This is a genomic window from Bartonella sp. DGB2, from assembly GCF_046843095.1.
Classification (GTDB): domain Bacteria; phylum Pseudomonadota; class Alphaproteobacteria; order Rhizobiales; family Rhizobiaceae; genus Bartonella.
In genome coordinates this window covers 143,595-158,323 of record NZ_CP177325.1, presented here as the reverse complement: position 1 = coordinate 158,323, position 14,729 = coordinate 143,595, and the positions used below count along the sequence as shown (strand labels likewise).

Genomic DNA, 14,729 nt, shown 5'->3' with positions numbered 1-14,729 from the left:
TATTACCAACGATAATGCGAGAAAGCTCGATTCGCCTCAGCCATACGATGCGTGTCTTCACGCTTTTTCACAGCTGAACCACGATTACTTGCCGCATCCATCAATTCCCCTGAAAGGCGATCAACCATCGTTGTTTCATTTCGGTTACGCGCCGCCGCAATCAACCAGCGAATCGCTAAAGCCTGACGCCGCTCAGGACGCACATCAACTGGCACCTGATAGGTGGCTCCCCCCACACGACGCGAACGCACTTCCACATGTGGAGCTACATTTTCCAGCGCCTGATGAAATAAAGCAACAGGCTCATTTTTAGCTCTTTCTTTAAGCACATCCAAGGCACCGTAAACAATGCGCTCAGCAACGGACTTTTTACCATCTAACATGATGGCATTCATGAATTTTGTAATTACCAAATCACCAAATTTTGGATCTGGATTAATTTCACGCTTTTCTGCTTTATGACGACGGGACATATATCTTGTCTCTCAATTTATTTCGGACGTTTCGCGCCATATTTCGAGCGGCGCTGTTTACGATTCTTCACACCCTGCGTGTCAAGAACTCCACGAATAATGTGATAACGCACCCCTGGCAAGTCTTTTACACGACCACCCCGAATCATCACTACAGAGTGCTCCTGAAGGTTATGCCCCTCACCAGGAATATATCCAATGACCTCAAAACCATTAGTTAACCGCACTTTAGCAACCTTACGGAGAGCTGAGTTGGGTTTCTTTGGGGTCGTCGTGTAAACACGAGTGCAAACACCACGTTTTTGCGGATTCGCCTGCAAAGCAGGAACCTTATTACGCTTAACCGGCGCAATGCGCGGTTTGCGGATCAACTGGTTTACGGTAGGCATTCAACCTTCCTCTTTTCAATCTTTCGTTTCACCCTAAAGGCTCTTCGCCATTATCCCACAGAGTGAGAATAACAATTATTCATGCACAAAACCGAGTTATCCTACATTACGCAGGTTACTCGATTACAAAAGCAGAGGAAGCTTACGCTTCTTGCACCTGGCATTGCTTTTTAAAACCGTAAAATAAACCCTGTTTGAGACTGCATTCCACTCTAGGCCAATATATATTGACAGGATGTTATAAACCTCACATGAGTTCTAATGTCGTTTGGATACCCCTAAAGCAAGGTCACGTCAAGAGGCAGAAGTGAAAAAACCCTAGTTTTACGCAAAAGTTAAGCACCCTTGCTTTCTCACGACTTAAAACTTGCCTAAATATTCAGATTATAGCAGGGACCACTCTAGCCCATTGTCAAAAGAGGCTAGAATCGCCCCTATAAATAGGAAATCTAGCGATTTAATCTAAAGAATCATCTTGTCAAATCATATAAAGCCTTTACACTCGCCCTATGAAAATCGCTACATGGAATATCGCTGGCATCAAAGCTCGCCACGAAACTCTTATCACTTGGCTAGCCCAAAAGACGCCTGATATTGTTTGCCTGCAGGAAACAAAAACCATTGATGAAAAATTTCCACGCGACGCCATAGAAGATTTAGGCTATCATATAGAAGCCCACGGGCAAAAAAGCTTCAATGGCGTGGCCGTTCTCTCAAAACAAAAACCTGACGAAGTTATCCGAGGCCTGCCCGGAGACGTCGAAGATGAACAGGCTCGCTATATAGAAACGGTCTATTCCACTACCACAGGCGTCTTGCGTGTGGCCTCGCTTTATTTGCCAAATGGCAACCCCATAAGCGGTCCTAAATATGCCTATAAATTGCGCTGGATGGAGCGACTTTACAACCACGCAAAACAGCGCCTTTCTTATGAGGAGCCTTTGATCCTAGCCGGAGATTATAATGTCATCCCCCAAGAAAAAGATGCAAAAAAACCCGCCCAATGGTGTGAGGACGCCCTCTTTGTACCTAAAACCCGCGGAGCCTTTCAAAAAATATGTAACCTTGGTCTTTATGACGCCATACGTTGTGTAAGCGATGAATCACTGTATAGTTTTTGGGACTTTCAAGCAGGCGCTTGGCCTAAAAATAATGGGATACGTATCGATCATCTCCTACTATCCCCCGAGGCTTTAAATCATTTAAAGAATGCAAGTATAGAAAAATCCCTGCGTGGATGGGAAAAACCTTCTGACCATGTGCCCGTATGGATTGAATTAATGCTTGATTAGATCATAGTATTGCGTATTGTAAAAAATGCAAATGCACGGTTGTAGAACTTATAATTACAACATATCTCAAGTGTTTGTGCGACATACACGGCTAAATGGATCGACAATGGAGGAACCTAATGAAACAAGATATTTTGTGTAGCTTTGCTACTATATTTGCTTTAGCCGCCAGCTTAATGGTCGGATCAGCAAATGCACAAAACGCATCAGACACACTTAAAAAGATTAAACAAACGGGTCAAATCACCCCCGGGGCAGGGGAATCATCAGGCCTTGCTACGCTTTAGGCGATGGAAAATATGTACGATTTCATACCAAAATGGCTGAACGAATTATCTATGATAATTCAATAAAAATCAATTACCTACCCATAACATCACAAAATCGTATCCCCTTTTACAAAAGGGATAAATCCATTTTAGCTGCCAATGTCGCCAAATCTTAAAGACTCAAAAATTATGTAATCTTAGATACTACACTTTCGGTCGAACCTATAGCCTGCATGCTTCGGATTGGTGATCAAAACCTCAAAGCGGCCATCGACGGAAGCATTGTACGACAAGTTAAAGATGGCTCTTTGGAAAAACTTTATAATAAATGGTTTATGCAACCCACGCCGCCTTTAAATACTATTATGAATTTGCCGCTCTCGCTATTTACTAAAGAACACCCAAACAGCAAGCCTATGAAAGATTACATACAAAACAAATGAATTTTTGGGGGCTGTATCCCCGTCTTGTAAATCAGCCCCCTAAATTAACCCAACAAACTTTCGCTAATAAGTCTACCTATGTATGTGATCAATTATGAAGGATTCATATCTTATGACGCCCCTTTATTGGAAAATATGAGATGAATTTTTCTTTTCTTTGTTTAGATGATTTAACGCATACGCCCGTACATCATTGTTTGGGTACGAAAGGTTTGAGTCAGACCTACCTTGATACATTATTAAGTGCACTTTTAAATACAGTGATCTTATCAGTGTCATCGCTTATCTTAGCGCTTGTGGTAGGCATTCTGGTTGGCACTATGCACACATTACCGCCCACATTTTTTATCAACCGCTTCGTGCGGGCGATGGCAAGGGCTTGGGTTGAAGTCACACGAAATGCCCCGCTTTTAGTACAAATCTTCCTTTATCATTTTGTTATGCCAAAAATCTACCCACCCGCCTTACACTTTCCGCCCATTTTTTTAGTGGTATGCGCTTTAGGCTTTTTCACTTCAACACGAATCGCCGAATTGATGCGTGCAGGAATTGAAGCTATCCCTTCTAATCAGCGCTATGCCGCTCTCGCCATGGGCTTTACCACCTTTCAAACTTATGGCCATATTCTGATCGCCACTGCATTTCAAACCATTTTTCCAGCACTTATCTTGGAATTCATGGGGATTGTAAAAAACTCCTCGGTAGCTTTTGCTATCTCTATCCATGAATTAATGCAGTTTCAATCACAAACCATTGGAGAAATGAGTCACGTCTATGAAAATTGTATCCTTGTACTTGTTCTCTATACACTCATATCCTTGGCCGTCTTTGCTATTATGCGCCTTATTGAAACCATGCTAACTGTCCCTGGCTTTCAAACGGAGAAAAAATAAGCATGCATAATTTTTGGCCCTATTTGACATTCAATTTCTCAGGCTTTAATTTCTCTTTTTTTACCTTAGAAACTTTTCGTGCCTATATTCTTTCTGGCCTCGCCTTTAGCGTTCTCCTCACTGTAGTAGCTACGCTATTAGGCCTTTTCTTTGGTGTAGCACTAGCCTTGATGCGGCTATCTTCCTTTAAATTATTATCATGGATTTTGCCGCTATCTATACCACCGCCATGCTATCCAGCCCCTTAGTCATGGTTATTTTATGGTTCTTTGTCCTTCTACCTTTTATCACCGGTCAATCAATTGGTGCTAATAAATCAGCTCTCATCACCTTTACGGCCTTTGAAAATGCAGGCGAAGCTCTGGGTATGACATATTGGCAAAATATGAAAATTGTTATTCTACCACAAGCCTTTCGCAACATGCTACCAGCTCTATTGACTCAAATTATCATCTTATTTCAAGATACATCGCTTGTTTATGCCATCAGCGGCAATGATCTTTTGAAAGGCTTTGATATCGTCGCCAATAACTTTGGTGCCAAACAAGAAGCCTATCTGATGGCCGCTCTCTTTTACTTTATAATCTGCTTTACACTTTCGCAGATTGTCGCTTATTTTCAAAAAAGAATCGCCATTATTCATTGATAGGAAAGCCCATGCTCAACCCAATGATTGAAATGAAAAATGTCTCTAAATGGTATAATAGTTTTCAGGTTCTGAAAGACTGCTCTGCTATAATTAACAAAGGCGAAGTAGTGGTTATCTGTGGCCCTTCTGGCTCAGGTAAGTCAACGCTGATTAAAACAATCAACGCTCTTGAGCCCATTCAAGAAGGAGAAATTTGGGTTAACGGCACTCCAGTCCACGACAAAAAAACAAACCTACCCACATTACGCGCTAAAGTAGGCATGGTATTTCAACATTTCGAGCTCTTTCCTCATCTGTCAGTCATAGATAATTTGACCATTGCTCAAATCAAAGTCTTAGGTCGGAAAAAAAGCGAAGCTATAGAATACGGTGTTAAGTACCTTGAACGTGTAGGACTTATCGACCATAAGGAGAAATTCCCAGGTCAGCTTTCTGGCGGACAACAGCAGCGGGTAGCCATTGCTCGCGCCCTCACCATGAATCCTGTTGTCATGCTGTTTGACGAACCAACCTCAGCGCTCGACCCTGAAATGGTAGGAGAAGTGCTTGACGTTATGGTAACTTTAGCGCAAGAAGGCATAACAATGGTTTGCGTCACCCATGAAATGGGCTTCGCCCGTCAAGTTTCAAACCGTGTTATCTTTATGGACAGCGGCGAGATCATCGAGGACTGCCCTTCACAAGCCTTCTTTGGTGACACAAGCCAACGCAACGCTCGCACTCAAGACTTTCTTTCAAAAGTCCTCAGCCATTAATTACCACATCATAATTAAACGCTTCGCCCATCGTTATTTCAAGGCGTAGCTTTCTTACAGTATACGTTAACGCATTTTTACGTAGCTATCTACCAGGGCAACAGCGTTGCGTCGCTCAGCCTCATCGGCAATGGCGAAAGCGCGTTCTTGAAGGGGACGTATCCATGTTTGATCCTCCTCGTCCGCTTGTTCAAAAGCGGCAGTCATAAACGCTAAACCGCGCACAGTTTTTCCTGTCTGAAATAGCATATTTCCAAATATGGCTTGAGCCACTGTATCGCCCTTTTTAGCAGCCAATTGGAGCCAGCGCGCCGCTTGGGTTGGATTTTTTTTTCCACCCTCCCCCCGCAAAAGCATAAGGCCAAGCTGACGTTGCGCTCGCGAATTACCATAGCTAATAGCCGCTTGAAAATAAAGCTTAAGAGCCCGCGCTGGATTCTCTTTTATAGGGGAGTCAGGGATACCCCTCTGCATATACCGCGCCACCTCAAATAAAGCATCAGAAAAATAACTCGCATCCTCTGAATCGGGATCGACAGCGTTGCGAATAATCCGAATAAAAAACTGATACGCTTCGTAAGCGTTTTGGGGGACGCCATCACCCGTAGCATACATATGGCCAAGCTTCCAACTCGCCCCAATATGACCCAAATCAGAAGCATCTCGTAAGGCTTTTAGTGCTACATCCTTATGGCCGCTTTTATAGGCTAAAACACCTTCACGAAAAATTTGAAAGGGGGTTTCATCCACTGCTGACCAGCCATAATCCCCAGCCCAAAGAAAAGAGATAACAACCCCAAGCACCATAGAAGCTTTGCAATGATATAAAAAAATAGTCCCCAAAGCAGATACACCCTTGCGGGCAACAACATTAAAAGAAAAAAGCCTTGTAGTCCTATGTCGATCGCAAACCAGTTGACAGGGCGCTAATCGCTTCATATTCATATTCATAAAATACCATTCATAGATTCAAAGAATCAACATTCTTACATAGCCACCTTTTGTGGTATCAATGCGACATAGCGTTCATAACAAACGGCAACCTATAGCAATAAAATGAACTAAAGCATAAAATATAGGCTTTGGCCACGGCCTGCCCTTTGCTATATACGCTTCTTGCAAGCGTCGACTCCTTCCCCCTACCCAATCCGGTCAAGCGCACGCATAATCTTCTCGTGAGCCGCTTCAAGCTCAATCAAACGATCGCGTTCTGCTGCCACTACATCAGGGCGAGCATTTTCCACAAACTTGGGATTGTTCAATTTTACATTAATTTTTGCACGCTCTTGGTCAATCTTAGTTTTGTCCTTATTTAAACGAGCACGTTCCGTATCAAAATTTATTAAATCGCCAAGCGGTAAACAAAAATTTGCTTCATCTAGCAATAATTGCGCGCAAGCGGCGGGAGCAGTTTCACCATAAATCACGCTTTCCGCCCGAGCGAGCTTCTTAATAGCCGTTAAGTGACGCTCAGTCCTAGCTTTTGTTATCTCTCCCGCCTCGACAATAACCAAGGATGCATAAGCACCAGCAGGCACATTCATTTCTGCCCGCAAAGAGCGGATACCCGTCACAAGCGTAATCAGCCAATTGATCTCTGCTGCCGCCTCAGGGTCATTAAAATCTTCTTTTGGCCAGGGAGTCAAAATCAATAAAGCAGAGCGGGCGTTATTTTCCCCTACGGTATGCGCCCATAATTCCTCAGTTATATAAGGCATAAAGGGGTGGAGAAGCTTATAAATTGTATCCAAAACCCAAGCAACACAAGCTTGGGTTTCTTGTTTGGCACCTATATCCTCACCTTGAAAAATTGGTTTAGCAAGCTCCAAATACCAATCACAAAAATAATTCCACACAAAGCGATAAAGAGCTGTAGCCGCCTCGCTAAATTTATACTGTTCAATTCCCTTCTCCACAGCAGAGACTGTCTTAGCAAGCTCAGTCAGAATCCAGCGATTCAAGGTAAGGCAACTTGTTTGAGGAAAAAAGTCAACGCTATGCGTAGCGCCATTCATCTCAGCAAAACGAGTTGCGTTCCATAATTTAGTAGCAAAATTGCGATAACCAGCAACGCGCTCAGGATCCAATTTGATATCACGCCCTTGAGCTGCCATGCTAGCAATTGTAAAGCGCAAAGCATCTACTCCATAGACATCCATTAACTGCAATGGATCAATCGTATTGCCTTTGGATTTAGACATTTTCGCGCCGTATTTATCGCGCACTAAAGCATTCAGATGCACTGTCCTAAAAGGTACATCGCCCATAAAATGTAGCCCCATCATCATCATCCGTGCTACCCAGAAAAACAAGATATCAAACCCTGTTACAAGCGTATGACTGGGATAATATGAAGCCAATTCCGGTGCCTTTTCTGGCCAGCCTAAAGTTGAAAACGGCCACAAAGCAGAAGAAAACCAAGTGTCCAATACATCTTCATCGCGCTTCAAGGGCACTGGCTTTCCATAATAAGTAAGTGCAGCGGTACACGCCTCCTCCTGGGTTTTTTCAACAAAAATTTTTCCATCCGGCCCATACCAAGCAGGAATTTGGTGCCCCCACCATAATTGCCGCGATATACACCAAGGCTGAATGTTTTCCATCCAGTCAAAGTAAGTTTTTTCCCACTGGGCAGGAATAAACTTTGTTTTCCCTGCTCTCACAGCTTCCATAGCAGGCTTAGCCAATTCAGCAGCATTTACATACCATTGATCGGTCAAAAGTGGTTCTAAAACAACTCCGCTGCGCTCACTATGAGGAACCATATGGGGGTGTTCAATGCAAGCAGCCAAATGTCCCGCAGCCTCTATACGGGCGATAATCACTTCGCGTGCTGCCATAGAATCTAAGCCATCAAGCTCTTGCACCAACTTTGATAAAGCATCACTCTCATCTATCCCCGCAAAAAAATTACCATTATCGCGCAAACGAATACGTCGCATTAAATCCAAAACAGTAATCGCAGGCAATTGATGACGACGCCCTACCTCAAAATCATTAAAATCATGCGCGGGGGTTATCTTTACAACGCCGCTACCTATCTCAGGATCAGCATAAGTATCAGCAACAATCGGTAACTTTCGTCCCACTAGGGGTAAAATAGCATAGGTACCAATTTTATCTTTGTAACGAGGATCGTCAGGGTGAACAGCAAGCGCTGTATCGCCCAGCAAGGTTTCAGGACGCGTGGTTGCAACAATGATAAAAGTGCTCTCATCAGCAGGGTCGAATGTCTTGCCCGCTAAAGGATAACGAAAATGCCATAAATGGCCTTTAACCTCCTTTTGCTCTACTTCTAAATCAGAAATAACTGTTTGTAACTTGCTGTCCCAATTTACAAGCCGCTTGTCTTTATAGATTAACCCCTGCTTATAAAGGGTGACAAATACCTCCAAAACCGCCTGCGATAAACCCTCATCCATAGTAAAACGCATACGCGACCAATCACATGATACACCTAACCGTTTCAATTGATGAACAATCGCTCCACCCGACTCCTCGCGCCATTGCCATACGCGGCTAACAAATTCCTTACGCCCTAGTTCCTGCCGCGAAGGCTCGCCCCGCATCGCCAAAGATTTTTCAACTACCATTTGAGTTGCAATACCAGCATGATCCATACCAGGTTGCATCAAAACATTTTTACCGCACATGCGATGATAACGCACTAAAATATCTTGCAGGGTGAAAGTAAGAGCGTGACCTATATGCAAAGAGCCCGTCACATTCGGGGGAGGCATCATAAGGACAAAAGATTCTGCATCTATGCTTGCGCCGGCGCCGGCCTTAAAAGCCTCGTTTACTTCCCATTGTTTGGCAATCCGCGATTCAATCACAGCGGTGTCATAAATTTTATCCAGCATTTCCTTCAGCCTTGTATCCCTAAAAAGTTTAGCACGCCTCCCCATCAGATTTAAACGCTAAGTCACACAGCAACCCTCAAGCTCTAGCCCTAAATTAAACCGCCGTAAAGTGGATATCCACATGCTACTTTCCTGTTTTTGCATTCCCTAACGCAATGCAGCAATAATTTTAGTAATCTCCTCACGCAGAATTTTTTCAGCCAAATCAGGCAGATGCTGTTGCAGCCAAGCACTTAAAACCGGACGCAACATAGTTTCAGCGATTTCCTCAGCCTCAGGAATCAAGTTTAAAGCTACATCCTCTTTCCTTATAGCGTCCTGTCTGTCGGCGCTAGGGGCTGGCTTTTCATGCAAAGCGCTTGCATCCCGAGCATTATGATCAGCCGCATCACGAACCGGCATGTTTTGCTCTGTTATTTCTGGAAACTCTACAACAGGGGCAGAAGACACCGCCTCTGCTACACTAGCTTCTTCTGCTAACGTTGGTAAAACATCAGAGCGGTTTTCCTCCATTGAAAGACCTATCCGCGCTGCCAAAGTCCGCATCGCTTCATCCACAGATAAATTACCATACTCGTCATCCTCAGACGGCAGGTTATTTAAACCATCAATCATATTAGCTGTACGATCTAAGCCTTCCATTTCTGAAGATTGTTGCGAAAGCTGAGCAGCTTGAACCGTGTTTTCTTCAATGATTTCACGAATAGAGGTAAGAATCTCATCCATGCTTGGCTCACGTAGTGCGCTGGAACCCTGTGCCATTTATACCCTCTTATCTAATTGTTACAACCCAAGCAAAAACATCATTCGAATCCATGGACAGGTTATCATAAAACCTACTGATCCTATATTATTTATCCGTTAGGCAGTTATACAGATTAAGTTATTTCTACCTACGGAACCCCTTTCGTTAATATAGCATAATAGGTCTAGATTACCAGAAAACCTACAAGAAAGAAGCCAAAAAACGCAATATCCCCAATATTCCATCTATAGAGCCATTGAATCGTGACCTGTATAATCCTCCCTCGCTAATTGTAGAAGGATCTCATAAACATCCAATATCGCTCAACGGTAAACTATAGAATATCAAAAAATGCCAAGCACCCGCCTTCATGCCCAATAAGCTCGCCAAAATTATGATACCAAGCTGATTATATAGGGAGCCCAGCGGCCGCCAAGCTATTTTGTTATGGGAAGAGAGATCCCTAATTGATCAGCCGTCATTCGTCCTAAAGCAGACCTCACATTATAACTGGCTACTATAACTCCTCGCTCAGCGCGAATAAGACCAATTTTCGCAGCAATCAATTGGCTACGTGCATTCAAAACATCAAGCGTTGTAGCCTGCCCCACGCGGTCTTCCTGCAATCGCCCGTTTAAAGCGATCTCCGCAGCCCGTACGCTATCGCGATAAGCCGTTACGGCGGTGCGTGCACCAACTAGCTGAGCCCAAGAAGAAGTCAAAGCTTGTCGAACTTCCGCTACAGATGAATCATATTGGATTTGTGCTTGTCCAGCTTTTTCTTTCGCCTTATGAACCTGTGCTGTTGTACGCCCACCTTGGAAAAGGGGCATTTGTAGAACCACCCCAATAGAGGTCGTCTGACCTTCTTTAGCCTGTCCTTGATAAATACGGTCATAAGAAGTGCTTGCCGAAAGACCGATCTGCGGTAGCATAGCTCCTTCTTGGGCTTTAACGCTATGAGAGCTCGCCTCTACCAAATAACGGCTATAAAGAATGGCTGGATGCGCTACCATTGCTTCACGGTAACTAGCATCTAAGGTTTCAGGTAATCCCGCAGCAGGTAAAGGTTTGTCAAGAACATCAGGCTCAACACCAATAATCCGTTGATAAACAGCCTCCGCTGTTTGTACATCGGCCCTTGCAAGACTAAGCTCGGAAAGTGCAATAGCGCGGGCGGCCTCCGCCTGAGCAAGATCTGTTTGCGTTCCTTCGCCCACAGAAATTTTGGCTTTGTAAGAGCGAACCTGCTCATCTAAAGCGCGCAAATTTTCTTGCCGCAGAGCGGCAATTTTACGGTATTGGTAGACATCAGCATAGGCCGTTGCGGCCGCCACAAAAATATCCTGCTCTGTATTACGTAAAAATTCTCTCTGGGCTTGCGCGCTTACTGAAGCCGCAGCAACTATATTTTGACTACTAAAACCATCGAATATTTTTTGATCAAGTTTAATACCCACCGAACCAGCAACAGCATAATCATCAGGCGCAAAGGGCGTTTTTTTACCCCCATACGTCGCGCTCACGCTCACTTGAGGAAAGTAAGCAGACCGCGCAATTGTAATATCATCATCAGCCATCACAACTGAAGCGCGGGTGCTATTGATTGTATAATTACGAATATATGCTTGCGTTAATGCTTGGGTCAAAGTCTCTGCATGAGCAAAGCACAATGGCCACCCCACCCAAAAAAACGCCAAAATTGCATATATCAATTTTCTCATAGCGCAACGCCCACCAATCCTAGCTTCTTAAATATTATTCTATGCAGATTCATATAATACCTCAAAAACGGATTAAATAAGCCTAAAAGACAAATTCTGACGCATTCAAAAGGCCAACCAAAGGCGGTACCGCAAGGTTAAATAAACGCTGCCCCGCTACAACGCCGCCTTCCTTCACATAAAGACGCGCAATACCCGCATTACCGTGACCCTCCACAGAAATCATCCTTCCCCCATCTTTCATTTGCATAAAAATCGCTTCAGGAATAAAATCAACTGCCCCCTCAAAAAAGACTAAATCATAAGGACCCTCGCTAGCGTAACCCTGATCAAGAGAGCCTTCTACTACGGCAACATTATCACATTGTTGTACTTTTAAAGTTTCAATACTCTGGGCGGCAAGATCTGTTTCACTTTCCAGCGCAATAACTGATGCCGCTAAATAAGAGATCAACGCTGCGCCGTAGCCACTATTAGCACCGATAATCAAAACCGCATCGCTCATTTTGATATCAGCAGCTTGTAAGAGCTTAGCTAAAGAGGCGGGTCTCATCATATAGCGACCAAGCGCTCCGCCCTGCCCCGTTTTTATTTGAATATCTATATCTAAATAACTCAAGCTTTTCAGAGGTTGAGGTGTAAAAGCTTCCCGCGGGGTTTTTAAAAAAGCAGCGAGTACAGGCAATTTAGTTACATCAACGGTACGAATTTGATTATCAACCATTTTGCGACGAAGCTCTGCAAAGTCTATAGCCATACTCTGATTCCTTCTATCTTTATACCCAGACATAACCCAGCATTCGTAGCGAAAATCTAACAAACTCTCGGGCACTCTCCATATATTTTCGCTCCACCCGCGATAGCCGTTAGTGATGTTACAAAAAACCCGCTTTCAGTCAATCACAAGTTTACATCATTGGCGTTTTATAAAAATAAATAATCAATTGCTTAATATTGCCTGCCTTATGGAAAACAGTCAATTTCGCGCTTACTTTTGTACTTTTCTTTGTTAAAAGGGCAGCCAAATTAAAACAAGCGCGTTCATACATAGCGGCCACCAGATCATCTAAGCAGTGACAAAACCCGCATAGCTAGCCTTGGAGCGATCATATCAAAAGCTATAAAGGCATAAAAACACAAACATAACTTACACTTTAATAATCTATTGATTTTCGCATATTGTGGAGGCCTCGCCCGGAATCGAACCGGGATACAAGGATTTGCAGTCCTCTGCGTAACCATTCCGCCACGAGGCCTCATGCCAAAAAATCTTGCTGTAAATACCACCCACCCAAAGCAAGCTTTCAGAATACTATCGTGCATAAGTCAAGCCGAGCCATTCGTCAAGAGCGTAAAACACTTTGCTAACTATTTATTAAATCCAAGATTACAACGCGATAGAACAGAGCAAAAAGATACCTTGCCCTGCGCTTAACTAGTCCTTTTTTAAACACGCTTATAAGAAAATATAAAGAATGGCTCCCCGGGCCGGATTCGAACCAGCGACCAACCGGTTAACAGCCGGTTGCTCTACCGCTGAGCTACCGGGGAATAATGCTCAAACGCTTAATGATGCTGGCTATAGCAAATGAAACTCCCTTTGCAAAGGGGAAAATCGTATTTTTACGATTTTTTTTCTCAAACCAAGTACTCTTCTTGATAAAACTATCCGTCCTAAAGCCCACCTGCCTAAAACAAATTTACAGCCACCCCATAAACAGAGCCTTGCTTAGACTATTTACTCATAAAACGCTCAAGACTAAACGAATAAAGGCTGCCAAGGCAGCCTTTAAAACATAGAACTTTTGGATGTCGCGAATTAAGCTGCTCTTTTTGCTGCTTTACGTGTTTCCCCCACCTTCGATCTTTTGGGTTTCCCACTCTTTATCGTACCTGGCCGGTCAGGTGCACGCAATTGCGCCTTCCCTTCACGTTTATGCTTTTGTCTTTTACGTCGTTTCGCCGCCCCTAAGCCTTCTTCCTTTTCTTTAGAAGAATGCTGCATTTTTGTGCGAGTATCTACAGGTTTCTCTGGCAAAGAACCAAATTGCGGTGGCAAGCCCTCTTGAACCAATTTCATCCGAATGACTCGTTCAATCGCTCGTAGCCGCGCCCTTTCTAGAGCTTCATCATAAAGGGTCAGTGCTTCACCACTTGCTCCATTGCGCCCCGTACGACCAATACGGTGCACATAATTTTCTGGCTCGTCAGGCAAATCATAATTGATAACATGACTAATACCTACAATATCAATGCCACGCGCTGCGATATCAGTTGCTACTAAAACACGCACCCCACCATCACGGAAGCTCTTTAACGCTCTTTGTCGAGCATTTTGCGATTTATTGCCATGAATAGCCGCCACGGGATAACCCGTTTTTTCTAAAAAAGAGGTAAGGGAATCGGCTCCGTGTTTCGTTCTCGTAAAAACGATCACACAAGACAGGAGTGGATTGGTTAAAAGTTTAGCTAAGGCCTCTTTTTTAGACCGCATAGCCACAGAAAAAATCTTTTGACTGATCTCACCCGCTGTTGTTCCTTGCGGAGCAACCGAAATTCGTTGTGGATCTTTAAGTAAGCTCTGAGCCAATTTCGCGATTGAATTAGGCATGGTTGCCGAAAAAAGTGCGGTCTGGCGTGCAGGATGGGTGAGTTTAGCAATAGCCTTCACATCATTAATAAAACCCATATCAAGCATACGATCAGCTTCATCAAGTACCAAAAAGCGTGTATGGGATAAATCAACTGCCTTTTCACGTATTAAATCCATCAACCGACCAGGGGTAGCGATCAAAATATCCACACCCGCAGCCATACGCTTAATCTGCGTAAAACGTGATACGCCACCCAAAATCAAACAAGTAGAAAGATGAGCCCCCTTAGCAACCAAACGGATTGCTTCCTCAATCTGTACTGCCAATTCCCGTGTAGGAGCCAAAATCAAAGCTCGGGCTGATTTCGGTACCCGCTTATCGCCCATCGCGATAATTTTGCTAAGTAAGGGTAACGTAAATGCCAGCGTCTTACCTGAACCGGTCTGAGCGATGCCCAAAACATCTTGATCACTCAACAAAACAGGAATAGCCTGCTCTTGAATGGGTTTTGCCATAGTCATAGCATTTTTTGTCAAATTATTCACCAACAAGCTGGGCAGGCCCAAAGCTTGAAAAGCATTTAGCACATTTTGTGTCAAAGCAAACTCTCTCTCAGTCACTCAAGGCGAGCAACCTAATA

At 43.9% G+C, this 14,729-nt stretch carries 11 protein-coding genes, 2 tRNA genes and 2 pseudogenes; 5 read left to right on the top strand and 10 right to left on the bottom strand.

The window, feature by feature from the left end:
- Positions 1–2: 2 nt before the first annotated feature.
- Complete coding sequence (rpsG, locus tag ACK28X_RS00770; protein ID WP_412057801.1) at positions 3–473, bottom strand: 30S ribosomal protein S7; 471 nt, start codon at positions 471–473, stop codon at positions 3–5.
- A 17-nt stretch (positions 474–490) separates the two neighbouring features.
- Positions 491–862, bottom strand: a complete 372-nt coding sequence (rpsL, locus tag ACK28X_RS00765) for a 30S ribosomal protein S12 (protein WP_006471111.1) — start codon at positions 860–862, stop codon at positions 491–493.
- Between the two features lie 509 nt (positions 863–1,371).
- On the opposite strand from rpsL, the gene xth reads away from it, so the two are divergent.
- The 5 genes and pseudogenes from xth (at position 1,372) to ACK28X_RS00740 (ending at position 5,163) form a co-directional block, all read left to right on the top strand.
- Positions 1,372–2,154, top strand: a complete 783-nt coding sequence (gene xth, locus ACK28X_RS00760; RefSeq protein ID WP_412057800.1) for an exodeoxyribonuclease III — start codon at positions 1,372–1,374, stop codon at positions 2,152–2,154.
- Between the two features lie 119 nt (positions 2,155–2,273).
- A pseudogene (locus ACK28X_RS00755) lies at positions 2,274–2,866 on the top strand (hypothetical protein).
- Positions 2,867–3,006: 140 nt separating this feature from the next.
- Positions 3,007–3,759 carry an amino acid ABC transporter permease gene (locus ACK28X_RS00750; protein ID WP_412057799.1) on the top strand — a complete coding sequence of 251 codons (753 nt, stop codon included), beginning with the start codon at positions 3,007–3,009 and terminating at the stop codon, positions 3,757–3,759.
- Positions 3,760–3,761: 2 nt separating this feature from the next.
- Positions 3,762–4,405: pseudogene (locus tag ACK28X_RS00745) on the top strand (amino acid ABC transporter permease).
- 11 nt (positions 4,406–4,416) lie between these two features.
- Positions 4,417–5,163 (top strand): amino acid ABC transporter ATP-binding protein, encoded by a 747-nt coding sequence (locus tag ACK28X_RS00740; protein WP_412057798.1) that lies wholly within the window; start codon positions 4,417–4,419, stop codon positions 5,161–5,163.
- Positions 5,164–5,229: 66 nt separating this feature from the next.
- On the opposite strand, the gene ACK28X_RS00735 is transcribed toward ACK28X_RS00740, so the two are convergent.
- The 8 genes from ACK28X_RS00735 to ACK28X_RS00700 form a co-directional block, all read right to left on the bottom strand.
- Positions 5,230–5,970, bottom strand: coding sequence for a tetratricopeptide repeat protein (locus ACK28X_RS00735; RefSeq protein WP_412058252.1), 741 nt, complete (start codon positions 5,968–5,970; stop codon positions 5,230–5,232).
- Between the two features lie 332 nt (positions 5,971–6,302).
- On the bottom strand, positions 6,303–9,026 hold the full coding sequence (locus tag ACK28X_RS00730; RefSeq protein WP_412057797.1) for a valine--tRNA ligase: 2,724 nt from the start codon (positions 9,024–9,026) through the stop codon (positions 6,303–6,305).
- 147 nt (positions 9,027–9,173) lie between these two features.
- Positions 9,174–9,788: a DUF2497 domain-containing protein gene (locus ACK28X_RS00725; protein ID WP_412057796.1), complete on the bottom strand. Its 615-nt coding sequence runs from the start codon at positions 9,786–9,788 to the stop codon at positions 9,174–9,176.
- Positions 9,789–10,208: 420 nt separating this feature from the next.
- On the bottom strand, positions 10,209–11,495 hold the full coding sequence (locus tag ACK28X_RS00720; protein WP_412057795.1) for a TolC family outer membrane protein: 1,287 nt from the start codon (positions 11,493–11,495) through the stop codon (positions 10,209–10,211).
- Positions 11,496–11,577: 82 nt separating this feature from the next.
- Entirely contained in the window at positions 11,578–12,252 is a 675-nt protein-coding gene (locus ACK28X_RS00715; RefSeq protein WP_412057794.1) for a protein-L-isoaspartate O-methyltransferase family protein, read from the bottom strand.
- A gap of 425 nt (positions 12,253–12,677) precedes the next feature.
- Positions 12,678–12,751 (bottom strand) — tRNA-Cys (locus tag ACK28X_RS00710).
- Positions 12,752–12,971: 220 nt separating this feature from the next.
- A tRNA-Asn gene (locus ACK28X_RS00705) sits at positions 12,972–13,046 on the bottom strand.
- A gap of 268 nt (positions 13,047–13,314) precedes the next feature.
- The gene (locus tag ACK28X_RS00700) at positions 13,315–14,688 is read right to left on the bottom strand and encodes a DEAD/DEAH box helicase (protein ID WP_412057793.1); all 1,374 of its coding nucleotides are present in this window, start codon (positions 14,686–14,688) and stop codon (positions 13,315–13,317) included.
- Between the last annotated feature and the right edge of the window lie 41 nt (positions 14,689–14,729).

Excerpts from the sequence above, each read along its gene's own strand:
- rpsG (WP_412057801.1), bottom strand. The coding sequence starts at position 473 with ATGTCCCGTCGTCATAAAGCAGAAAAGCGTGAAATTAATCCAGATCCA.
- rpsL (WP_006471111.1), bottom strand. The coding sequence starts at position 862 with ATGCCTACCGTAAACCAGTTGATCCGCAAACCGCGCATTGCGCCGGTT.
- xth (WP_412057800.1), top strand. The coding sequence starts at position 1,372 with ATGAAAATCGCTACATGGAATATCGCTGGCATCAAAGCTCGCCACGAA.
- ACK28X_RS00750 (WP_412057799.1), top strand. The coding sequence starts at position 3,007 with ATGAATTTTTCTTTTCTTTGTTTAGATGATTTAACGCATACGCCCGTA.
- ACK28X_RS00740 (WP_412057798.1), top strand. The coding sequence starts at position 4,417 with ATGCTCAACCCAATGATTGAAATGAAAAATGTCTCTAAATGGTATAAT.
- ACK28X_RS00735 (WP_412058252.1), bottom strand. The coding sequence starts at position 5,970 with ATGGTGCTTGGGGTTGTTATCTCTTTTCTTTGGGCTGGGGATTATGGC.
- ACK28X_RS00730 (WP_412057797.1), bottom strand. The coding sequence starts at position 9,026 with ATGCTGGATAAAATTTATGACACCGCTGTGATTGAATCGCGGATTGCC.
- ACK28X_RS00725 (WP_412057796.1), bottom strand. The coding sequence starts at position 9,788 with ATGGCACAGGGTTCCAGCGCACTACGTGAGCCAAGCATGGATGAGATT.
- ACK28X_RS00720 (WP_412057795.1), bottom strand. The coding sequence starts at position 11,495 with ATGAGAAAATTGATATATGCAATTTTGGCGTTTTTTTGGGTGGGGTGG.
- ACK28X_RS00715 (WP_412057794.1), bottom strand. The coding sequence starts at position 12,252 with ATGGCTATAGACTTTGCAGAGCTTCGTCGCAAAATGGTTGATAATCAA.